Origin of the sequence: Guptibacillus spartinae (genome assembly GCF_028610625.1) — a bacterium.
Classification (GTDB): Bacteria; Bacillota; Bacilli; order Bacillales; family Guptibacillaceae; genus Guptibacillus; species Guptibacillus spartinae.
The window spans coordinates 235,521-257,481 of sequence record NZ_JAQQWU010000004.1 but is presented as its reverse complement, the minus strand read 5'-3'; the positions used below and the strand labels follow the sequence as shown (position 1 = coordinate 257,481).

24 protein-coding genes are annotated in these 21,961 nt (G+C 35.5%); 1 reads left to right on the top strand and 23 read right to left on the bottom strand.

Going from position 1 to position 21,961, the window contains the following annotated elements; genetic code table 11:
- Window position 1: 1 nt before the first annotated feature.
- From PQ511_RS10330 to PQ511_RS10250, 17 genes are all read right to left on the bottom strand, one after another.
- Window positions 2-439, bottom strand: coding sequence for an HIT family protein (locus PQ511_RS10330; protein ID WP_273851804.1), 438 nt, complete (start codon window positions 437-439; stop codon window positions 2-4).
- A 41-nt stretch (window positions 440-480) separates the two neighbouring features.
- On the bottom strand, window positions 481-1,008 hold the full coding sequence (locus PQ511_RS10325; protein ID WP_273851803.1) for a KdsC family phosphatase: 528 nt from the start codon (window positions 1,006-1,008) through the stop codon (window positions 481-483).
- On the bottom strand, window positions 1,009-1,992 hold the full coding sequence (locus PQ511_RS10320; protein WP_273851802.1) for a KpsF/GutQ family sugar-phosphate isomerase: 984 nt from the start codon (window positions 1,990-1,992) through the stop codon (window positions 1,009-1,011).
- A 14-nt stretch (window positions 1,993-2,006) separates the two neighbouring features.
- The gene (kdsA, locus tag PQ511_RS10315; protein ID WP_273851801.1) at window positions 2,007-2,834 is read right to left on the bottom strand and encodes a 3-deoxy-8-phosphooctulonate synthase; all 828 of its coding nucleotides are present in this window, start codon (window positions 2,832-2,834) and stop codon (window positions 2,007-2,009) included.
- Window positions 2,827-3,555, bottom strand: coding sequence for a 3-deoxy-manno-octulosonate cytidylyltransferase (gene kdsB, locus PQ511_RS10310; RefSeq protein WP_273851799.1), 729 nt, complete (start codon window positions 3,553-3,555; stop codon window positions 2,827-2,829). The genes kdsA and kdsB overlap by 8 nt, the downstream gene beginning before the upstream one ends.
- Window positions 3,556-3,577: 22 nt before the next feature.
- Window positions 3,578-4,177, bottom strand: coding sequence for an adenylyl-sulfate kinase (gene cysC / locus PQ511_RS10305; RefSeq protein WP_273851798.1), 600 nt, complete (start codon window positions 4,175-4,177; stop codon window positions 3,578-3,580).
- A gap of 19 nt (window positions 4,178-4,196) precedes the next feature.
- A complete protein-coding gene (locus PQ511_RS10300; protein WP_273851797.1) occupies window positions 4,197-5,972 on the bottom strand; it encodes an SLC13 family permease in 1,776 nt (591 codons plus the stop codon).
- Window positions 5,973-5,990: 18 nt separating this feature from the next.
- Window positions 5,991-7,175, bottom strand: coding sequence for a sulfate adenylyltransferase (gene sat, locus PQ511_RS10295; RefSeq protein WP_273851795.1), 1,185 nt, complete (start codon window positions 7,173-7,175; stop codon window positions 5,991-5,993).
- A gap of 11 nt (window positions 7,176-7,186) precedes the next feature.
- Complete coding sequence (locus PQ511_RS10290) at window positions 7,187-8,413, bottom strand: oligosaccharide flippase family protein (protein WP_273851794.1); 1,227 nt, start codon at window positions 8,411-8,413, stop codon at window positions 7,187-7,189.
- Window positions 8,414-8,444: 31 nt separating this feature from the next.
- A complete protein-coding gene (locus PQ511_RS10285; protein WP_273851793.1) occupies window positions 8,445-9,179 on the bottom strand; it encodes a sulfotransferase family 2 domain-containing protein in 735 nt (244 codons plus the stop codon).
- 30 nt (window positions 9,180-9,209) lie between these two features.
- Window positions 9,210-10,250 (bottom strand): hypothetical protein, encoded by a 1,041-nt coding sequence (locus tag PQ511_RS10280; RefSeq protein WP_273851792.1) that lies wholly within the window; start codon window positions 10,248-10,250, stop codon window positions 9,210-9,212.
- Window positions 10,247-11,446 (bottom strand): O-antigen polymerase, encoded by a 1,200-nt coding sequence (locus PQ511_RS10275; protein ID WP_273851791.1) that lies wholly within the window; start codon window positions 11,444-11,446, stop codon window positions 10,247-10,249. The genes PQ511_RS10280 and PQ511_RS10275 overlap by 4 nt, the downstream gene beginning before the upstream one ends.
- Window positions 11,447-11,454: 8 nt before the next feature.
- Entirely contained in the window at window positions 11,455-12,561 is a 1,107-nt protein-coding gene (locus PQ511_RS10270; RefSeq protein WP_273851790.1) for a glycosyltransferase family 4 protein, read from the bottom strand.
- Window positions 12,562-12,607: 46 nt separating this feature from the next.
- Window positions 12,608-13,243 (bottom strand): sugar transferase, encoded by a 636-nt coding sequence (locus tag PQ511_RS10265; RefSeq protein WP_273851789.1) that lies wholly within the window; start codon window positions 13,241-13,243, stop codon window positions 12,608-12,610.
- 11 nt (window positions 13,244-13,254) lie between these two features.
- Window positions 13,255-13,956, bottom strand: coding sequence for a CpsD/CapB family tyrosine-protein kinase (locus PQ511_RS10260; protein ID WP_273851788.1), 702 nt, complete (start codon window positions 13,954-13,956; stop codon window positions 13,255-13,257).
- Entirely contained in the window at window positions 13,946-14,686 is a 741-nt protein-coding gene (locus PQ511_RS10255; protein WP_273851787.1) for a YveK family protein, read from the bottom strand. Before PQ511_RS10255 ends, PQ511_RS10260 begins: the two co-directional genes overlap by 11 nt.
- Before the next feature lie 273 nt (window positions 14,687-14,959).
- Window positions 14,960-15,727 carry a tyrosine-protein phosphatase gene (locus tag PQ511_RS10250; RefSeq protein WP_273851786.1) on the bottom strand — a complete coding sequence of 256 codons (768 nt, stop codon included), beginning with the start codon at window positions 15,725-15,727 and terminating at the stop codon, window positions 14,960-14,962.
- Between the two features lie 257 nt (window positions 15,728-15,984).
- Here PQ511_RS10250 and tagU point away from each other — a divergent pair, with 257 nt between their 5' ends.
- On the top strand, window positions 15,985-16,890 hold the full coding sequence (tagU, locus tag PQ511_RS10245; protein WP_273851784.1) for a polyisoprenyl-teichoic acid--peptidoglycan teichoic acid transferase TagU: 906 nt from the start codon (window positions 15,985-15,987) through the stop codon (window positions 16,888-16,890).
- Window positions 16,891-16,928: 38 nt separating this feature from the next.
- Here tagU and PQ511_RS10240 read toward each other — a convergent pair whose 3' ends face one another.
- The 6 genes from PQ511_RS10240 to PQ511_RS10215 form a co-directional block, all read right to left on the bottom strand.
- A complete protein-coding gene (locus tag PQ511_RS10240; protein WP_273851783.1) occupies window positions 16,929-17,123 on the bottom strand; it encodes a hypothetical protein in 195 nt (64 codons plus the stop codon).
- 455 nt (window positions 17,124-17,578) lie between these two features.
- Entirely contained in the window at window positions 17,579-17,707 is a 129-nt protein-coding gene (locus PQ511_RS10235) for a hypothetical protein (RefSeq protein WP_255647916.1), read from the bottom strand.
- 157 nt (window positions 17,708-17,864) lie between these two features.
- Window positions 17,865-18,023: a hypothetical protein gene (locus PQ511_RS10230; protein ID WP_273851782.1), complete on the bottom strand. Its 159-nt coding sequence runs from the start codon at window positions 18,021-18,023 to the stop codon at window positions 17,865-17,867.
- A gap of 330 nt (window positions 18,024-18,353) precedes the next feature.
- Window positions 18,354-19,187 (bottom strand): N-acetylmuramoyl-L-alanine amidase family protein, encoded by an 834-nt coding sequence (locus tag PQ511_RS10225; protein ID WP_273851781.1) that lies wholly within the window; start codon window positions 19,185-19,187, stop codon window positions 18,354-18,356.
- Window positions 19,187-20,284 (bottom strand): YARHG domain-containing protein, encoded by a 1,098-nt coding sequence (locus PQ511_RS10220; protein ID WP_273851780.1) that lies wholly within the window; start codon window positions 20,282-20,284, stop codon window positions 19,187-19,189. Before PQ511_RS10220 ends, PQ511_RS10225 begins: the two co-directional genes overlap by 1 nt.
- A 244-nt stretch (window positions 20,285-20,528) precedes the next feature.
- A complete protein-coding gene (locus tag PQ511_RS10215; protein ID WP_273851779.1) occupies window positions 20,529-21,929 on the bottom strand; it encodes a cell wall-binding repeat-containing protein in 1,401 nt (466 codons plus the stop codon).
- Between the last annotated feature and the right edge of the window lie 32 nt (window positions 21,930-21,961).

Below are 21,961 nucleotides of genomic sequence, written 5' to 3'. Positions count from 1 at the left end.
TCTACGATAATAGGTTCATTAATTCAGGTTTCAACCTTTTTATCAAATCTTCAACCACAATGCTTGATAAACTTTCAGATGCTTTCTGCTGAGTGGCTTGTTCAATCAATGAAAGTCCTTTTAAATTTGATTCTGTTGTCCTAGGTATTAAATGAAAATGTTGATGACGTACAGCTTCGCTTATCGTGACAACATAGACTCGCTCAGCATCTACATACTCATTTAATAATTTTGTTGAATGCTTAATCATCTGATTGATATGGATAGTCTCTTCTTCAGTAAACTCGTATAAGTTCTCTACATGTCTCCTGGGCTCTACATGAATATATCCAAGAAGTCCAGAGGCTAGTGGTCCGTGATATACATTCACAAGATTGTCTTGATAAATTAAAAGGGAAGAGTTAGATGCGTGTTTCTCACATATTACACAATTACTCATATGTCACCTCATCAGTAGAAAAGGCTAGCGATTGTACTAGCCTATTGTTTTATTTCCTTTTTACTTTCAATAAATTGCTCTACTAATAATTCATAATCAAAATACGTAGCAAGATAATAATCTAAAATCTCTCTTACTGCACCCTTCCCACCAGCTGCAGTTGATACGTAATTTGACTTACTTTTTACTAATTCAACTGCGTTAGATGGACAACAAGGGAAGCCAACTAAATTGAGAATTGGGATATCATTTAAATCATCGCCTATGTAACAGACTTCTTCAGATCTGATACCCAATTCCTGTATCATTTCTTCTAAACAATGAACTTTATGATGAATACCCTGATAAACGTAATCTATCGAAAGTTCATTAGCTCTTTTGTCTACAGCATTCGATTTTCTTCCAGTAATAATAGCCGTTTTGATACCAGCGAATCGTGCCAGACTAATTCCCATTCCATCTTGTGTATTAAATCCCTTATATTCTGTACCATCAGACCCGACCAATAACGTTCCATCCGTTAAAACGCCATCTACATCGAATATGATTAGCTTAATCGTTGAGTTCATTTATAACCCCATCTTTGTTAAATCATGAATGTGCACCATTGCGATAGGTTCAGCATTCTCATTAAGAACTGGTAGGACGTTCACTCGTTTGTCCTCCATTATTTTAAGTGCTTCAGCCGCTAATAGAGTATTAGGTATTGTTATAGGATGTTTTGTGTAAAGTTTATTAACTGGTGTCTCGAGAATATGATTTCCTTCAGCAAGTGCTCTACGGATATCACCATCAGTTAAAATACCTTCTAACTTTCCTGATTCCCCAATAATTGAAATAGCTCCAAGCCCTGACTTTGTCATTTCAAACAGAACTTCTTTTACTTCTTTATTCTCATCGACTGTTGGGTTATTAGGATTGGCATCAATCACATCCTGAATCGTAAGTAACAATTTGCGACCTAAGGAACCTCCCGGATGATATAACGCGAAGTTTTCTGGTTTAAAATCACGAGCTTTTAACAAAGCAATTGCAACCGCATCGCCAATTGCAAGAGTCACAGTTGTGCTAGTAGTTGGTGCAAGTCCTAGTGGACACGCTTCCTCTACTTTTCCAATTGAAAGAATGACGTCTGATTTATCAGCTAGCGTAGAATTTTCTCTTCCAACAAGCGCTACCATCTTGGGCCCAATTCGCTTTAAAGAAGGCAAGATATTTAGTAATTCTTCCGTTTCTCCGCTATTGGATATTGCGATGACAACATCATCTTTAGTCACCATCCCTAAGTCTCCATGCAAACCTTCTGCTGGATGTAGAAAAAGTGAGGGTGTACCTGTGCTCGAGAGGGTAGCAACAATTTTTTGAGCAATTAGACCTGATTTCCCCATTCCTGTCACAATAACTCTACTTTTACATTCTAAGATCATTTCGATCGTTTGGTTGATCTCGCCATTCAAACTATCCTTCAGAGAAAGAATAGCATTTGCTTCAATTTCAAGTACTTCCTTCACACTAGTAAGGTAATCTTGTCTTTGATTAATTGAAGTAGTCATTTTAGTAGCCACCTTTATAAGCTTTTTACTAAACGATCAATTTCTACTATTGGCTTCAAAATTTCTTCTATTTCATCTAATTTTAACGTGTTTGGTCCATCAGAAAGCGCTTGATCTGGGTTAGGATGAACTTCCGTAAATAGGGCATCCATACCAATGCCAGCTGCTGCACGAGATAAATAAGGAACAAATTCTCTTTTTCCACCAGTACTTGTTCCCTGCCCCCCTGGAATTTGAACACTATGCGTTGCATCAAAAACAACAGGAACGTCAAGTTCACGCATCGTGATAAGAGATCTCATATCAACTACTAAGTTATTGTATCCAAACGTTGAACCTCTCTCAGTGAGCAGAATATTTTCGTTACCTGATTCTTTCAATTTAACTACAACATTCTTCATGTCCCAAGGAGCAAGAAATTGTCCTTTTTTCACATTAATAATCTTTCCTGTTTTAGCAGCAGCAACTAATAAATCAGTTTGGCGACATAGAAAAGCTGGTATTTGAATAATATCCAATACCTCTCCAGCAGCTTCAGCTTGTGTATAATCATGAATATCTGAAGTAACAGGCACATCAAATTCTTTTTTTACTTTTGATAGAATTTCTAGGCCTTTTTCTAATCCTGGTCCTCTTTCTGAATGGATTGAAGAGCGATTGGCCTTATCAAAAGAAGCTTTAAATACGTAAGGAATCCCTAATTTGTTTGTGATTTCTTTCATTTTCCCTGCGATTTCAAAAACGAGGTCTTCACTTTCAATCATGCATGGACCAGCAATTAAAACAAAGGGATTATTTCCACCGAACGCAATCTGGTCATTCAATCTAATTTCTTTAACCATGTTGAGCCTCCAATATTTTTTCTACTTTAAGAATGTCTTCAGGTGTATCCACACCAACAGCATCATAAGAAGTTTGAATCACTTTAATATTAAATCCGTTATCTAACAATCTTAATTGTTCCAGCATCTCTGTCAATTCTAATGTGGATTTAGGTAAAGTCACATATTGTTGGAGAACTCTTTTTGGATAACAATAGATTCCAAGATGTTTATAATAATCAATATTTTCATTAGATCGATTATAAGGAATGGGAGATCTAGAAAAGTAGAGAGCATTCTCATGGTTATCCGTAACCACTTTGACAACATTCGGACTTGAAATATCTTCTTCTTCTGTCAACTTGACTTTAGCAGTAACGACGCTTGTCTCATTTTCTCTCGCAATTGAAACAATTTGATCGATAAGCTCTGGTCTAATTAATGGCTCATCACCTTGAACATTCACATAAAGATCTCCATCAATTTTTGCTGCCACTTCTGCCATTCGGTCTGATCCTGACTCATGGTCCGTACGTGTTAAAACAGCTTCACCACCAAAACCTAAAACCTTATCGTAAATCTCTTGATGATCTGTAGCCACTACTACTCTATCTAATTGTTTAGCAGTTTGAACTTTTTCTACTACGTGTTGAATCATAGGTTTGTCAATAATTTGTGCCAATGGTTTTCCTGGAAATCGGGTAGAGCCATGTCTTGCTGGAATGACAGCTATTACTTTCACGAGATTCCCCCCTTAATTTATTCTAATTAAAATAACCGTTAACTTCTAAATAATGAATAATCTGTTCAACAGATTTCTCTAGAGGTTGTTTATCTGTTTCTACTATTATTTCAGGGTTAGCTGGAGCTTCATAAGGAGCATCAATACCAGTAAAGCCCTTAATTTCTCCATTTCTAGCCTTTTGATATAATCCTTTTGGATCACGCTTTTCACATTCCTCAAGATTACAGCTTACGTAAATCTCAATGAATTCTTGTTCATTCACTAGCTCTCTTACCATGTCCCGATCTTCACGATATGGAGAGATAAAAGCTGTGAGTGTCATCACACCAGCATCTACGAATAAGTTAGAAACTTCTCCGATACGTCTAATGTTTTCAGTTCGATCTTCAGGGCTAAAGCCTAAGTTTTTATTTAATCCGTGACGAACATTATCTCCATCCAAAATATACGTATGAATTCCCCTGTTATGCAATTCTTTCTCTACAGCAACTGAAAGCGTAGATTTACCTGCCCCGGATAAACCTGTAAACCATAGCACTGCACTTTTATGTGTATTAAGCTTTTGACGTTCTTCCTTAGTAACTTGAGCCTCATGCCAAGTAATATTTGTAGATTTCATCTTTATTAAGCTCCTTCTATTAAATCCATACTAGATTAACCATAAATACCGTGACACTCATTACAATTAAACTTAATGGTATTCCAATTTTCATATAATCAGTAAATTTATAACCACCAGGACCATAAACTATCAAATTGGTTTGATAACCAATTGGCGTTACAAAGCTTGCCGATGCTCCAACTGCAATTAACACTGCAAAAGCCATCGGATCAACGTTCAATTTCTCAGCCACTTGAATTCCTATTGGAAACATCATGACCGCTGCAGCACTATTGGTTATGATTTCTGTAAAAACATTGGTCAATATATACATGAAAACAAGAACTGCAATCATTCCTAATGGTTCACTAAAGGTAACTAAGTTGTCAGCAATAAATGCGGCTAGCCCTGTATTCAAGATTGCAGTACCAATACCAAATGCGCTGGCAATTAAGAGTAATACATTAAACTGGATTGAACGTTTGGCCTCCTCAGGTGTAACTACCCTAGCTATTAATAGCAAGACCACTGTTAGTGCCATCGCCTTAAACATACTTAGAAAACCAAGCGTAACAAAACAAATCATCGCTAATAAGGTGCCAATTGCAAGCCAGCCTTTTGTCTGATTTTCTAAGATAGCTGGTTTATCTAATGGGGTAGTAACGTAAAAATCGGTAGACTGTTGTACTCTATTCTGAAAATCTGGCCCACCGATCAATAATAGGGTATCCCCTGCTTTAAGCGTTATATCGCCAATCTTACTTTTCACACGTTCATTATTTCTATGTACCGCGATAACTGCTGCATCGTAGCGACTGCGGAATCCAGTATCTTTCAACCTTTTATAAAGCAATCCTGATTGATGAGATACGACAGCCTCAACTAACTGTACATTACCGTTTTTAAGAGTATCCAAGTTTAAATCCGTTCCAGTCTCAAGCATAAGCCCTTTAACTTTTTGAAGCTCCGCTATCGTACTTATTAGACCCGTGAAAATCAATCGGTCTCCAGCTTTAATTTTAGTCGAGCCTCTTACTGGCGATATTCGCTCATTATCTCTTATAATTTCTATAAGGTACAAACCATTCAATTTTCGTAAACCTGCATTTTTCACAGATTGATCAACCGACTCGTAATCATTTTGTACCGTCATCTCTGCCAGATATTCACGCGAATGTTCTTTAACAGTATCTGTCATATCTTTGTTATTTGGTAAGATTCTATACCCAATAAAAATAATATAAATTAGACCTATAATTACTGCAGGTAGTCCAACAATACCAAGCTGAAATAACGAAAAACCTTCCATTCCAAAATCTAGCATTAATCCATGTACAACTAAATTGGTCGAAGTTCCGAGTAAAGTCATCGTTCCACCAAGTATCGTTGCGTATGAAAGAGGAATAAGGAATTTTGATGGGGCTATGCCTCGATCAGTACACCATTTTCTGATTAAAGGAGTAAATGCTACAACAATGGGTGTGTTATTTAAAAAAGCTGAAAACCCAGTAATAGGAATCAACATTCTAGCAAGTGATTTTCTTGGTGATGTGCTATTCCCTATTAACTTAGTTGTTGAGCGATCTACAATACCACTTTTTTGTACAGCTCCAGCTATGATAAATAATAGAGCAATCGTTAACATTCCCTGGTTAGAAAATCCTTTTAATGCTTCATCAGGCGTCAGAACTCCGCTTAACAGAAAAATTGTCAGCGTGATAAATACAATCATATCAGGCCGAGCTAATTCGAAAACTAGCCCAACCATCATGATTAGTAAAACAATAAGTACAAAACCCATTTCCCAAGTCATGGGACATCACATTCCTTATTAAGACTGTTGCATTCCTTTAATGAGTACTTCGGCAACTTCCGGACGAGAGAATTCTTTAGGTGGCTTTTCTCCATTTCGAAGCATTTCACGCACTTTTGTACCACTAAGATGAACATGGCTTTCTTTATCATGGGGACATGTTTTAGCAGTTCCCATATTTCCGCATTTTTCACAGTAAAAAGCATGCTCGAACTTCAATATTTCAATACCGATTTCTTCTTTCGAAAATTGGTTGAAAATTTCCTGTGCATCATATGTGCCATAGTAATCGCCTACACCAGCGTGATCACGCCCCACTATAAAATGTGTGCAACCATAGTTTTTTCTCACAATAGCATGTAAGATTGCTTCTCTAGGTCCCGCATAACGCATTGCTGCTGGATAAATAACAAGCTCAGTTCTATTTTTAGGATAGTAGTTTTCAAGAATCACTTCATAGCTTTCCATGCGAATTTCTGCTGAAATATCGTCACTCTTTGTTTCTCCAACAAGTGGATTCAATAGTAATCCGTCCACAATTTCTAATGCACTTTTTTGGATATATTCATGTGCACGATGGACTGGATTTCGCGTTTGAAACCCAACAATCGTATTCCAACCATTCTCTATAAACATTTTTCTCGTTTCAGCGGGATCTTTGTAAAAATCTTTGAATTCTCCGTGGTTTGGTCGTTGAATCAAAGTAATAGGTCCTGCTATACAATACTCTCCTTTATCATATATTTTTTTTACGCCTGGATGGTTAATATCATTAGTTCCATATACCTTTTGAGATTCAATTTGTTTATCCCATAAATAAAACTCTTCCACAAGCATTGTTCCGTAAGTGTTTCCTAAATGATCATTCAATGCTATTTCTTCTTTAATGTTTAAATTATCCACTACTGACTTATCGACTGTGAGAGTAATTGGAATACTCCAGAGGGTACCATCTGATAACCGCAACCTATCTAGTACACTTTCATAGTCTGCTTTTTTCATAAACCCAGTTAATGGACTAAACCCGCCTATAGCAATAAGTTCTAAATCGGAAATAGCCCATTTATCTAACTTAATTGATTGCATTGATTGCATTTTCTTCAGTTTTTTTTCTTTTTCGCTTCCTATCAACTCTTTATTTACCAAAAATCCACCATGTGGGGTTACATTGTTTACATTTTTCTTTTTCTCAGCAATTTTCATTATATTACCTCCTAAAAAAATTTATATGCTTTGATATTGAAAGTCTTTGATACTATCGTATAGCCAATTATATTCATAAATACAATTGTCACCATACTCGCAAAAGCCGCACCATCAATCCCGAATTTTGGTATTAATATAAAATTCAGAACAACATTGATTATAAACGCTATAAAATTAGCATACATCTGAAATTTGGGTTTTCCTGTCATTGCAAGCATTAGCCACACACTACCAACTGCAACGTTAACAAACTGCCCAATACTCCTTAAAAGTAATGATTGTCTTCCTACCATTACTTCTTCTCCAAATATATGTAATATAAAATCACCAAAGAAAAATACTCCTATTAAGAAAGTTAATGAAATCAAGCCTAATACTTTTGTCGATTTTATATACACTGCTCTTAAATCATCAATTTTGTTTTGGTGATATAATTTTGAAATTTTTGGTGCAAAAACGGTATTAAAAATAATTAATAACATGGAAGTTACATTTGCAATTTGAGCAGATATTTGGTAGATTCCAACACTTGTATTATCTAGCATGTTTCCGATCATAATTATGTCAATCTTATCTATCATAATGGCCATAGATGCAGATAGAACTAGAGGAAGTGAGTATTTTAAATAAGTCCTAGAATAATTTATTTTAGTAAAAGAATCTCTACATTGAAAAAAGTAATATGAAATAGAAAATAAAAAAGATAAATAAACCGCTATTGCAACATTCCAAATTTCATTTCCGATTATTGGGATTAATATGGTGACTATAGTTATCCTAATTATAAAGGATATAATTCCATTAACAATATAGTACTCTTTTATCTGCTCGTTTGATCTATAAATACTGAAGAATAACTGTTCTAAAGTCAATAGCATTATAAGAGGTAACATAATTAATGTGAAATCATTTTCAATGAACAATAGCCCGACTAATATAATTATTATAGATAAAATAGTACTAATTAAAAAACTAAAACTTATGAACTTACTTCCTACTTTAGGTATATAGTACAATAATCCATTATCTAATCCTGCTTTTGCAAATACCATTAATATAGAGACTAATGTAAAGGCATATGTATACAGACCAAATACTTGCGGGCCATACAGTCTGGTAACTATTAGTGAGAATAGCATTGTGAATAATACAAAAGAGAACTTACCAATAAATGACTCAATTATTTTTTTAAAAAATTGATTACTTTTTATTTTTTTGCTAAATCCAATTCCCAAGGTTTTCTCCTTCAAAATAAATCAGGTATTATCATTTTAATTTTTCATATGGAAATTCATAATTGAAGATATTAATATCATCTTGATATACACATCTAACAATTTCCACCATCTCTTTGTTGTAATATTCCCAATATGGCTTATGTTTGCTATTATTAAATTTCTCCAAAGTCGCCCCAGACACTTTAAAATGGTCTCTTAAAACCTTAAAATCCTCTTCTAAAGTTTCGTATTTCCCAATATAATCGACTGCCACTTTATTGTTTTCATCACAAACAAATTTGAATTGTGGAATAAAGTGAACCCATTTTAGAAAAATATCTTTTCTTTTTGATAAATCATAGACAAATTCTTCAAAAGACTCGTGAGTTAAATATTTTTCTGTGAATCTATCACCATATGGCCCTGTATTGCCTTGCTTTAAATAAAAATATGCAGAAACCAACCTATCCCATGGATTTCTAACAAAACCAAATTTATAGTATGAATTGTACTTTTCAACATCTGTCTTCTTGTATTGCTCTAACAAATGGTGCCCAATAAAATCTTCTTTAAATAATGCTTTAGCTATTCCTTTCCCTGCAGTTTTAGGTGTATGAACAAATATCACTTTATTATTATCTGCTGAACTGGAATACGGATATGTAAATTTCATAATGAAGTTAATTTTACTTAATAATGGGAGCAATATGATTTTTTCTTTAACAAAGATCTTTATTTTCGAATTAGATTTAATGCTTTTACTTATTTTTCCTATTAACCTCAACTCTCAACCCACCTTAATATCATTTTAATACTATTTATTAAAAATTTTCTTTTTGAGTTTCTTTAATCTTGAAAATGCAGAGCGAACTTTAAATTCAAAATTGATATTGAATTTTGAATTTAACATATTGTACATGTTATTGTTTACGAATTCTTCTAAATCATAGTTTCTACTGTGCTTAGTGACCATCTTTTCTAAATCAAATGGAGTTTCTTCTAGGTAGTTTTTTAAATGGAATTCTTGGAAGTACATTCTATCTTTATCCATTGAAATTAAATTATCTAAACTTGTAGAGACATCACACCCTTGGTGAATTAACCATCCACTTTGCAAAAACAGTGGAACATCTCTATATATCAATGTTCCAACACTTCTATCATGAAACATCGCAGTCAAAATAATGCTACTTGGCGTAGTTATTACCGCATTCACTTTTGATAGGGTTTCTTCAAAAGATTCAGAAATAAAATTATCATCCTCCGAAATAGATAACTCATCCAACAAAACTTTATCGAATATTCTAAATATAAACTTAGTTTCTTTTTTTTTGAGTTGTGTAATCACTTCTTTTAGAAGATCAATTAATTTATCTTTTTCCAAATTTGAAAAATAAGGATTGTTGGCGGTTGTAATTAGGACCCTTTCCTCAATAGGTAATGAGATTGGCTTCTGATTATTTAAAATACGTTTAGGTAAATATTTCTCTGCGATAACACCTTGTTGTTCAAAATATTTTTTTTCGCACTCTCCAATACATAAAATATAATCATGTGGTATAGGATGGAATTGCTTTAAATTTAATTTTTTATGTTTAGGATTCTCAAATGAATTGGCCCAGTCAAAGACCCCATCCACTAAAAACATAGTATTTACACCCTCTTTTTTAGCTCTTAAAACCAGATGATTGGCTGCCTCGGAATGAAATAGATAGGAAACTACTAAATCATATTCTTGATCAAATTCTTTATTATATTTTTTTACCCCATTGAAAAATAATTCGTGTCCTTGAAAATATTTTTCAACACCTAAAGAACTGTAATACTCATATGGTTCTACAAATAGAACTTTCATTTTTTTCTCCTTATAACGCTTTTAGCTAAATAATCGAAGAAGTATACTCCCAAAATCGGGACTATATAATACCAATATGAAGATTTCACAAAATTATAAATTTCAGATCGGAATACTTTATATAATGTGTACAATAAAAATATTTTAATAATGGTAAACAGATCAGTCTCTCTTTTTTCAAACATTGCACAAATAAATCCTATTAGAGCGAAATGCAAAACTACCCCTAAGGTATTCATATATAAATAACCTTCAATCAACCCTGAAAAACCCATAGTAAAGCCTTCAGTTGCTTGAGAAGGAAAAAAAGTATATACGAACCATTCTGAAAGAGCATCCTCTTTTGGAGATAAAACAAACAATGATTTTAATGCTAGTAAATAACTATTATTAGGTAGATCATTACTATCAATACCTAAATTGAAAAGTAATATGGAATTCCTAATCCAGTTAACCACTTCTCCATAGTTAAAGTAAATCTCACTTTTCCCTAATAATACACTATACAAAAAGCTTTTATAAAAAAACATTACAAATACTAAAACAGAACCATATATAATAATACTTTTCTTTTTTAACTTATTATACCTTTCCAGTAGGTATCCAAAAATAATAAAATTTAATAATAGATGACTTCTGGATATCATTAAAATAAAATATAGTATGTTATGGAGTGTGCAAAAATATAATAATTTTTTCGAAAAGTCATCTTTATACTTCAGATAATTATTCAAGAAAATTGCTAAACTTATATTTATTAAATTAATTAAATAAACCAGATAATCATTTTGCTTTAAAATAGGAAACCTCTCATATCTATCCATTGTTAAAAAATTTATAGGTCCAACCTTGAGAATTAGTATCAATTCAGCACTTAAACCGATAACCATTAAAATTATTCCAACCGAATTGGATAAAGTTGTCTCTTCAAATTTGAAAAGCGGTTTTATTATTTTTTTCTTGAAAATGTAGTATGTTAGGTTGAATGAAATTACCGCAATAATCGCTAAAGTTATTAATTCAGTTTTTATATTCATTTCAGAAGGACGAAAATTAAATACAAATAAGCCATAAAAAAAATATAATAAAGCATATGCATTAAATATTGTATTTAAACTAAACAGATATTTTTCCTTTACAATAGCTATAACAAGAAAAGAAATATTTACAAACAGCAATATGTATATATAATCCATTAATTCACCTAACGTTCTAATTCCATCAATTTTTTCAATTGTTTTTCACTTGCTTCAATTGTAGTTTTAATACTATATTTACTTTTCACTGTTTTGTATGCATTATTAACAATATACTTATAAAATGTCTTATCTTCTAATAAACTAGTTATTGACTCCACAAAAGCATCCACATCATAATTTTTGATAAGAATACCGTCTATATTATTGGTAATAATATTTTTTACTCCGCCTACTTCTACTGATACTACAGGTTTTTTTGCTGCCATGTATTCACAAACAACTAGCCCAAATCCTTCCCATTTTGAAGTCAATAATGCTAAATCAAAATTTCTAATTTCTGATTCGACATTATCCACCCAACCAGTAAAATAAAAATATTTAGAGAGTCCTTCATTAAATATATTTGTTTCCAATTCTTCTCTGAGTGCACCGTCTCCTACAATGTAAAATAATACATTGGGATAAGTGTGTATTAATTTCTTGGCAATTTCAATTAAGATTACTGGATTTTTTTGTTGATCTAACCTTCCAACAAATCCTATAACGATACGCTCACTATAAATTAATTTAGTATTTTTCTTATATTTATATACATCTATACCATTATTAATAATAGTCATTTTACTATGATTGAGCCCAGCTTCCTTAGCTTTTAAAAATTCATCATCTGATATATTAATTATCAAATCTGATTTTACAGATAAGAATTTTTCGACAAATGCATACATGCGCTTCTTAATTTGGGAACAATCTATAGTGAATGACCAACCATGGGGATTGTATACGATTTTATGTTTTAATCCAAATGAAGCAATTCTTCCTAGTGCGCCAGCTTTAGCACTATGTAAATATAAAACATCTGGCTTTACTCTTTTTATTTCCCTTCTTAATTTCATTATTACAACCAGGTCTTTAATTGGAGATATTTCTCTAACCATATTAATATTTATAACTGGAGAGTTAAAGTTTCCTATGATCTTAGAAGTATTAAGAGGGCAAATCAATAAATTCTTAAATTGTTCTGTGCTAGAATTTTCCAAAAACAACCTGATATATTCAATAACTCCACCATGTGTAGGCTGACTAACATGTAATATTATCTTTCGTTTCACATTTCATCACCGGCTCTTTCAAAATGGTTTAGAGAAGTGTGTGTATTTAATATGCACCACGTTTAATAAATACAATTATAAATGTTTTCAGTAAGATTTTAATATCAAGAAATAGAGATTTATTATTCACATAAAACAACTCCAAATCTACTCTTTCTGGATAACCAACGTTACTTCGACCGCTAATTTGCCAAAAACCTGTCAAACCAGGCTTTACCGAAAGAAAACTTTCTTGTTTCTCTTTATATTCTATTAATTCTTCTTCAACCACAGGTCGAGGTCCAACTAAGCTCATTTCACCTTTCAGTATATTAATAAGTTGAGGTAACTCATCTAAGCTGGTACTTCTTAAGAATTTCCCAACATTTGTAATTCTAGGATCTTCAGAAGGTTCTAGTTTATAGTTATTTTTTAAGTATTTCTCATATAGCCTTGCATTTTGTTTCAACTTTAAATCGGCATTTTGAACCATAGATCTAAACTTATATATCTTGAACCTTTCTCCATTTCTACCTATTCTAATTTGTTTAAACAAAACAGGACCTTTATTTTCTCCAAACAAATATAAACAGGTGACAAACAAAAAAATCGGCATCGTAATTACTAAGCCTAATGTTGCAAAAGTCAAATCTATTAGTCTCTTTACTAATTCAAAACCGCTTCGCTTGTTTTTTTTCGCCATTTAAACCACCTTCATCCTTGCGAGTAGTAATAATAGTAACTACTTCCCTTAATTTTTTTTCTATTTAATACAACTCCAAGTATTTTAGAATCCACTGTTTCTAACAGAGTTTTTGCCTTTAAAGCTGATTCCCTCTCAGTAGTCCCACTACTAACAACCAACACAGTCCCCTGCACCTTATTCGCCACAATCTGCGAATCAGCCACCGCAAGAATCGGAGGGCAGTCGAATAGTATGACGTCATAATGTCGAAGTGCTTCTTCGATTAGGTTATCCATCCCCTTAGAACCAAGAAGTTCTGATGGATTCGGTGGAATGGGTCCACTCGTAAGGACATTTAGGTTCGGTACTTCTGTTTCCTGTGTTACTTCTATCAACTGAACCTGACGTGTGAGAATATTGGTAATCCCTCTTGTGTTCATTGTTCTGAACGTGTAGTGAACCGTTGGCTTACGTAAATCGGCATCAATAATTAAGACGCTTTTACCTTGTTGCGCAAGAACTACTCCAAGGTTAGCGATTGTTGTAGATTTCCCTTCCATCGGTCCCGAAGAAGTAACCATTATTGTACGGATCTCTTCTTCAACAGATGCGAATTGAATATTCGTTCTGATCGTTCGATATTGCTCAGCAATGGGGGATTTGGGATTTTGGTGTGTTAAGAGACTTCTTTCTTTATCAACCTGGACAGACTTTCGATTTTTACGACTCAACCGTTTCACCCCTTAAAGATTTTTTTCCATGGCTCTTTGATGAACCCACTTCCTTATCTTCAATCACTGCAATTGTTCCAAGTACAGGCAAGCCAAGAACCTTTTCAATGTCATTTTCATCTTTAATCGTGTTATCAAGGTATTCGAGTAAGAAGGCAAGACCAACACCAACCATTAATCCAACTACAAGCGCAATGGCCATGTTTAAAACAGGCTTAGGATTAACCGGGCTAGGTGTCCCTTCAAAATTTGCTTCTGAAAGCACGCTCACATTATCTACATTCATGATGTTACTAATCTCTTTTTCAAATACTTTAGCTGTTGTATTTGCAATCTTTACTGCTAGTGCTGGATCAGCATCTTTTACATCAATGGAAACGACTTGTGAGTTTTGCGCGTTACTTACTGAGATTTTTTCTTTTAATGCATTGGTTGATAAATCAAGATTTAAATCCTCCCCAACTTTTTCAAGTATTTGGGGACTTTTAATTATGACGCTATATGTATTAATAAGTTCAACATTCGTTCTTACCTGGTTATAATCAAAGGTATTTTCTTCATCTGCTTTTTGATTCACAAGAATTTGGGTTGATGTTTGATAGATTGGGGTAAGTAGGAAATATGAGACAACACCGCTCGTTGCTGTAGCAAGAAGCGTAATTAATAGAATGAGAGTAAGACGCTTTTTAAGAACCGAGAAAATTTCCTTTAAACTAATTGTTTCTTCCATAAATGCCTCCAACGCGTTCATAAATTATTTTTAATACGTAACTAATTTTAATACAGATTTCACTATAACACAGAAATACAGTTAAATTTAGCCTTTTTTTTCACTAATACCCACATGAAATTTGTCGTGGTACGAATATACTATGTTTTCGTGTCGAATCTTGTAGAAGAAAGGGCTTGCAGTATCGTTTTATCTACAAACTTTGACGAAAAATTTTTTATTAAGGAATTGTAAAGAGATCCTTTTTACAATGAGGACCTTTTTTTCATTAATTTAAAACCACCCTAATATTTTCTTCTTACGTACTTGCTGCGGTACTTCTTTTGCCACCATTCTTCCTTTTACCATGTCCTCAGCGTTTTCCTGTAACATGTATCTTGTTGAAATCCCAAACTCTTTTTCTACTGTTTCAAATGCCTCTAGCAGATCAAACGGTCTGGAAGTTGTATTGTGCGCATCTGATGCGATGAAATGAGATAAATTGTGTTGAATTAAATCCAGTGAGAACTTCTGAATCTTCTTGCCCATCTTCCCCGTTACGCTCGTTCCTGTTAATTGACTTAACGCCCCTTCTTTTACAAGATTATAAAGACGTTCAGGATTCTCCATAATTTCGCGGTTACGCTCAGGGTGCACAATAATCGGCACAATCCCATTTACTTGAAGGTCAAACATGAGCTTATTGGCGTAACGTGGTAAGTGACTGGAAGGAAACTCAATTAACATATAGACACCGTTTTCGTTAACGGTTAATAAGTCGCTCCCCATCAGCTCCTCGACCAGTTCGCCATAGATCCGATTTTCCTGTCCAGGAAGAATTTCTAGGTCAACGCCTTCTAATTGAAGTTCCTTGTTCAGTATCTTTACCTCTTGAAGAATAAGCTCTCTTCCATTGTCGAACTTGCCATTTTTATTATGGGGCGTCGCTACCACCTTCGTTATTCCTTGATTGAACGCCTGTCTTGCCATTGCTAGACTATCCTCGATGTTTTTAGCTCCATCGTCAATTCCCGGTAATATGTGTGAATGGATATCTATCATTGCTTACTTCCCCTTTCTGTTACGAGCATTTTGTACTTCCTCTAGATTAGCATACTCTTCTCTCTCATTTGTAACTTCTCTTTTGATTATATCGTCCAATGTAAGTGACTTCTTTAAGAGAACCTAAACTTATTGAACTTTTTCTAACATGCTTTGGAAGGTATTTACTTTACGAAATAGTTCGACATATAATAGGGGTTAGGATTTCACATGAAGAAAAGCAAGTCTATTATTCTACGGAAAGATGGAATGAGCGTATGAAAAAATTCTTAATTATTTTAGGTATTATTGCTGGTGTTGTTGTTTTAGCTGGTGGGGGATATGCGTTTTATCTTTATGATTCAGTGAAAGATACTGCGAGTGATATGCATGAGCCAATTAGCAGAGAAACGTCAGACAAGCGTACGGAAAAAGTCAATATGGAAGAAAAAGATCCTGTCTCTATTTTATTGATGGGTGTCGATGAGCGTAAGAATGATCAAGGGCGTTCCGATACGATGATTATGATTACGTTGAATCCTCACGATGATTCTATGTACATGTTTAACATTCCACGTGATACACGTACAGAAATTATTGGTCGTGGGACGGTTGAGAAGATGAACCATGCTTATGCCTATGGTGGTGTCGAGATGACGATGGATACCGTCGAGAATTTCTTGGATGTTCCAATTGATTATTATTTTAAAGTGAACATGGAAGCGTTCAAAGATGTTGTTGATGCGCTTAATGGTGTCACTGTAGACAATCCATTTGCATTTGACTACGAAGGCTACTCCTTCCCTGCAGGCGAAATTGACTTAAACGCCAAAGAAGCGCTCGCTTTTTCTCGAATGCGCTATGAAGATCCAAAGGGTGATCTTGGTCGAAATGATCGTCAGCGCGAAATCATTAAGTCGATTATTGATGAAGGCGCAAGTGTTGGAAGCATCAACAAGATTGACGATCTCTTAAAAGCCGTTGGTAGTAACGTCAAGACGAATATGACTTTTGAAGAAATGAATGATATTTTCAAGAACTACCGAGGAGCTCGTAACAATATGACGACATTTGAAGTTCAAGGTAGTGGCGAAATGATCGATGGACTCTGGTACTATATTGTTTCAGATGAAGAGAAACAAAGCATTACGCAGAAATTGAAAGAACATCTTGAAATAAGTTAATAGATGGAGCCATGCTCGGTTGAAGAGCATGGCTTTTTTTATTCAATACCCGCCGAATGATCTGCTCTGTGACTTAATAGAATTTGTTTAATCTGATCTATGTAAGGTTTTGCTTCTCCCACTGGCTGCTTTTCCTCTTCTACTCGTTCAATAAATTGCTTAAGGTCATCCCATGGAAATAACTCACTTTGATTTTTCATCGTTAGGTTCCTTTCTAATCCAGTTCTTTTCATTCTTTTCCCCATTCCTTTCGATTTTAAGCTAAATTATGTAATAAATTCGTTAATTCACCAGTAGGTATGACGGTCAAGTCGTTACAATCAGCTTCGATACCTATACATATGAATAAAATTGCTTTAATCGGGTAAAATAGAAAGACGAAGCCAAAATCTAATAGTGAATATGAAAATATTTTTCAAGAAACGACAGCTTTCGTAAGCGTTTTCAATTATACTAGTAGGAAGTCAACCTGATTTAACTGATTGATAACTCATATGAGGGAGATGAGGACATGTACTACGAGGAAGAAGGCAACTTTGCTAAAGGTTTTGTATGGGCCGTTTCGTTAAGTATTCCTCTCTGGATTGCAGTATTTGGGTGGGCGAAGATTGCGATGAATGTGATAAGCTAACTTGTATTGAAATAAAATAGATTATTAAAAGACGGATCTTCCATGAAGATCCGTCTTTTAATTTGCGATTAAGGTGATGAGTGCCCCAATCATTATGGCGAAAACAGGTATTAATGCATATCCAATATTTTTATTTCTATTTTTTCTCCAAGCAATCTCTTCTGGTGTTAGCCAGGTCCCCTTCATCCAATTCCCCCTGAAAAAATGGTAAAATTATCACATTTTTCATTATACACATATAATGAGTAGTTTTGAAAGCGTTATTAAGAAAAAATATCATTTTGATGAATAATTTTCCATTAATCTTGAGAATCTTTGCATGTCTCTATATAAAGAGAATGAATCACTTATCTACTGAACACAATTCTCGTATAAGAATGGACTTGATTTGATCAATATATGGCTTTGCGCTCGCCTGTTGATGAGTATTTTCTTTCTCTACTTGCTTTATAAAATCTTGTAGCTCTTTCCACATATCGTTAGCATGATTTTGCTCAATCATTCGATACCCTCCGTATTCTATAAAACTATTCCGCGATTATACCATTATTTTGAAATTTGTTGTGTGAATTGATTGTTAATTTCCTGTAAAATGTGGTTAGAGTTTTTTATAGCTCGTGCTTTTTCACGTATTACGATTTCTCATTAGAGTTCTATGGCATAGTGGAGGGTATGGTTAGAGCTGCCCAATAGTTCTATTAATAAATGATAGCTTGGGATCTAGAAACCGAAAATGATGAAAAAGCCACGTACTGTCCTTGTGGGGGACTACAGTACGTGGCTGATGTCTTTAAGAAGGAGGAGCATGCTCGTATCTAACTCCAACTTCTCTTTATTTGCTATAAGCTACGACCCCTTCCGCTACATCCGTCATGAGTTTGCGAAGGTAATTTGGATCCGAGAGATTTTGATCATCTTCTTGATTTGTCATAAAACCCATTTCAATCAGCAGTGTCGGGACCTTTGACCAATTAAATCCTGTGATATCACTTCGAAATGAAATACCGTTCGTATCGATTGACTGATCACGTTGTACAGCACTGAAGATGACTTTGGAAGCTTCAAAGCTTTGGTTAAACATCGGGTGGCCTTCCGCTGGAGTGAGAATGTGAAATCCTTTTACGGTACTATCATCTGATCCATCCGCGTGTAATCGGATAAACAAGTCTGCTTGATGTTCGTTCGCCATTTCTGCTCTTTCTTTGTTACTAATATCTACTTCATTCTCTTTTCTAGTTAATACGACCTCAAAACCACGCTCCGACAGTAATTCTTCTAAAATCAGACCTGCTTCGAGCGTTAGTTCGTACTCGGGTTTTGCAGTACTGATCCCACTCGTGCCTGAAGACACCTTTCCCTTCGTTTCTTTACTGCCGGGAGCAACCGGCTCTTGATCGTTATTGGCATGGTGCTGGTGGCCGGGATCAATGACGATGGTGAAATTTTTCTTAGGACTTGGAGAAGGGAGTGCTCTTTTGGGTTTAGCTTCATTTTCCGGAGCGACAGTTTTTTTTGTTTGATCTCCTTCGAGCACAGGCTGTGCTGACACTTGACCCTCTTCAACTTGATTCGTCTCCAGCGCGTTATGGAAGATTAAAAAGGATAGGAAGAGGCAAACAACAATAAACGAAGCAAGGAGTATCGACTTTTTTCTTCTCCCTCTCACTAATAAAGTTCCTCCAAATTCTCAATTAATTTCACGTTGTATTCCTCAACGTTATTTAAGGAGCCATCATAGTAAGGATCTGGGAAATACCAGGTTTTTTCTGCGAAGTAACTTTCTAGTTCATCTGATTTGAAAACATATCCGTGACGAGCGAAGATTTCATTTCGAGCTAAACGGAGTTCGTCTATATTGAAAGAAGTGAGTTCACTTTCGGATAGTTTGATCACATCACTGTGAGGTAGAAGATAGGAATTAGTGCTCTCGATATAATCAAACACAGGATCGGCTGTGTATTGGGACATCATTTTTTCATCAACAAATAACGTCATTTCTCCCCAGTTAGACGCCTCTAGAACAGGGATGGAATAACCACAGGAGCCAGAGTACCCGCTAATAACTGCTGGTGGAAGTGTTTTTGGATACTGAGCGACACAATCATTTCCGACGCTGATGTTCCAATCTACCTGCATTCGTTTTTCTAATTCATAGGCAACCTGCAACACTTCGACTGACCACTTTTTGATTGGGGATAAATTTTGTTGATCGTAGAGCGTGAATATGTGTTCCAGGTTAGCTGGTGGAATTTTATCCGCTTGGATTAAGAGTTTTCCATCGTTCTTTGTGATCTCCCATTCGCCTAAGGAAATGTCTCGCCCGTTGGCATGAATGGAAAGATTGTTAAGTTCTTTGATGGCAGTGTCGATGTCTAGGATTTTCATATCTGCTTCGGATGTTTTTTTCTCTGATTTGGCTTCTTGATTGGGTTCTGTTTTTTCTTTGGTCCCTTCCTTGGCTTGTTTTTGGTCTGTGTTACCTTTCTTGTCATTAAGTACCTTTTCTTCTTTTTGGAGAGTGGAATCATTGCTCACGGCTGATGGTTTTTGATCGCTATATTTCCCTCCAATATAGAAGGCGCCACTTACATGCAAACCAATAAGGACGAATAATGCAATTCCTATAATAGGTATTCTGAATGGTCCACTTCTTTTTACTCTGGAGGGAGTTACCTTCATAACTTGTTGGACCGGCTGACCGCAACCTGTACAAAATCCTCGCTTTACTTCTAACTTCTTCCCACAGTTGGTGCAATGATCCACGCTTTCTGCCCCCTTAACAAATCGCATGTCAATTTCCCTCAACCAGTATATGGGACATTTGGTAGGGATAGCACTTTAGTATGAGGGTATGTTTTCACATGTCCGTGTGGGGTGGATTTTGTGAGAGGTTTGTCTTTGAAGGGGGTCAGGCTCGAGCCTGACCCCCTTCAAAGACAAACGATGAAAAACAAAAGAAAAACGGTCAGCTAGTGCTAACCGTTCACTCCTTATTGAAACATCCTCTTTATTCAAACATCTCCCAAATCTCATCCTCCACATCATCACTAATCGCATTCGGTCCACCGAAAATAGTGAAGAAGAAAGATTCTTTTTTAACGAAGTAGTCTTTTACTTCCTCTGGCAGCTCATTTTTCTTCGTTAAGAGCACTGGCTCATAGAAGTTTGCGGCTAGGACGGAGCCGGATAGGGCATCCGCGTAGTTTTCACCTGTAGCAAGGTTAACCGCGTAGCCTGGCAGATCCAGCTGCTTCGCTACCTGAACAGACGTTTCGTAGCGGTTGTCTCCAGCGATTCGTTTTGGATGTGGAAGCTTATTGAAGACGGTGTTGCTGACGACGGCAGTTCCACCGATCACATACGTGTCATTGTAGTTTTTGATTACTTTTGCTGTAGCGGCTGGAAGCTCTTTTGTTTTTGTTAGAAGGATTGGGCTGCCCTGGCTTGCTGCAACGGATGCGACGGAAAGGGCATCTGGGAAATTGCCTCCGTACGTGACAAATGCGGTATCGCTGTAATAAGGATCGATTTGTTTTGCGATCTTAGCAGCTGTGTCATAGCGGTCTTTTCCTTCGATGCGATCAAAATCGATTCCCATTTTTGTGAGTGATTTTTCTACGCTGGTTGAGATGGCTGTTTTTCCACCAAGGATCGTCACGTGCTCAGTTCCGAAGTACGTCATGGCTTCTTTTACGGAAGCAGGTAACTCTTTTGTTGGGGTAAGAAGGATTGGCGCTCCTAATTGAAGGGCAAGCGGTGCTCCGGCTAGCGCATCAGGGAAGTTTTGTCCTGTTGCTAGAACCACTTCTGGTGTATAGCCTTCTTCAAATCCAGTTTTCGCGATTTCTACCGCTGTTTCATAGCGGTCCTCCCCTGCAATTCTCATGACGACCGGGTCATTTGAATACGTGAAGGCCGAAAAATAGTAGTCGACGTTATTATTTTTATTCGCTGTATCCGTTACTCGGAAATAGTAAGTACCTGGCTCAAGCTCCTCAATTGCACCGTAGTAGCCATATTCGCCATCTTCAAAGTCAGGCGTTAACTTGTTTTGATTTTCATCATAAAGATCAACCCAAAGCTCCATTGTTGGTTCTTCTTCATCTGTACCCGCTCCAAAAGACAAAGACAATGGTTCATCACCTTCGAATTCCACTTTATAAAAATCCTGATCTTGATCCGTTAGTTTACCAGTTGCTACTTCATCATTTAGTAGTGTGTTGGCTTCAGTGAAATGATTGTTTGGTTCTACTTCAGATGTGTATTCCCAGTCATCATACTCGTCGTTCATGGAAATCTTTTGCGCTTTTTTCATAAGCGCGTCGTGGGTGGAAGCAGAGGCAATAGGTCCTCCAAGCAAGCTTCCTGCAAGGATAGCAGTTGATAATAGTCCAAGTGCTTTTTTCATTCGTATCGTTTCCCCTATCAATCTCATTTTTT

Bases quoted from the DNA above. Each gene is read 5' to 3' on its own strand.
- PQ511_RS10330 (WP_273851804.1), bottom strand. From the start codon at position 439: ATGAGTAATTGTGTAATATGTGAGAAACACGCATCTAACTCTTCCCTT.
- PQ511_RS10325 (WP_273851803.1), bottom strand. From the start codon at position 1,008: ATGAACTCAACGATTAAGCTAATCATATTCGATGTAGATGGCGTTTTA.
- PQ511_RS10320 (WP_273851802.1), bottom strand. From the start codon at position 1,992: ATGACTACTTCAATTAATCAAAGACAAGATTACCTTACTAGTGTGAAG.
- kdsA (WP_273851801.1), bottom strand. From the start codon at position 2,834: ATGGTTAAAGAAATTAGATTGAATGACCAGATTGCGTTCGGTGGAAAT.
- cysC (WP_273851798.1), bottom strand. From the start codon at position 4,177: ATGAAATCTACAAATATTACTTGGCATGAGGCTCAAGTTACTAAGGAA.
- PQ511_RS10300 (WP_273851797.1), bottom strand. From the start codon at position 5,972: ATGACTTGGGAAATGGGTTTTGTACTTATTGTTTTACTAATCATGATG.
- sat (WP_273851795.1), bottom strand. From the start codon at position 7,175: ATGAAAATTGCTGAGAAAAAGAAAAATGTAAACAATGTAACCCCACAT.
- PQ511_RS10280 (WP_273851792.1), bottom strand. From the start codon at position 10,250: ATGAAAGTTCTATTTGTAGAACCATATGAGTATTACAGTTCTTTAGGT.
- PQ511_RS10275 (WP_273851791.1), bottom strand. From the start codon at position 11,446: ATGGATTATATATACATATTGCTGTTTGTAAATATTTCTTTTCTTGTT.
- PQ511_RS10265 (WP_273851789.1), bottom strand. From the start codon at position 13,243: ATGGCGAAAAAAAACAAGCGAAGCGGTTTTGAATTAGTAAAGAGACTA.
- PQ511_RS10255 (WP_273851787.1), bottom strand. From the start codon at position 14,686: ATGGAAGAAACAATTAGTTTAAAGGAAATTTTCTCGGTTCTTAAAAAG.
- PQ511_RS10250 (WP_273851786.1), bottom strand. From the start codon at position 15,727: ATGATAGATATCCATTCACACATATTACCGGGAATTGACGATGGAGCT.
- tagU (WP_273851784.1), top strand. From the start codon at position 15,985: ATGAAAAAATTCTTAATTATTTTAGGTATTATTGCTGGTGTTGTTGTT.
- PQ511_RS10240 (WP_273851783.1), bottom strand. From the start codon at position 17,123: ATGAAAAGAACTGGATTAGAAAGGAACCTAACGATGAAAAATCAAAGT.
- PQ511_RS10235 (WP_255647916.1), bottom strand. From the start codon at position 17,707: ATGAAGGGGACCTGGCTAACACCAGAAGAGATTGCTTGGAGAAAAAAT.
- PQ511_RS10230 (WP_273851782.1), bottom strand. From the start codon at position 18,023: ATGATTGAGCAAAATCATGCTAACGATATGTGGAAAGAGCTACAAGAT.
- PQ511_RS10215 (WP_273851779.1), bottom strand. From the start codon at position 21,929: ATGAAAAAAGCACTTGGACTATTATCAACTGCTATCCTTGCAGGAAGC.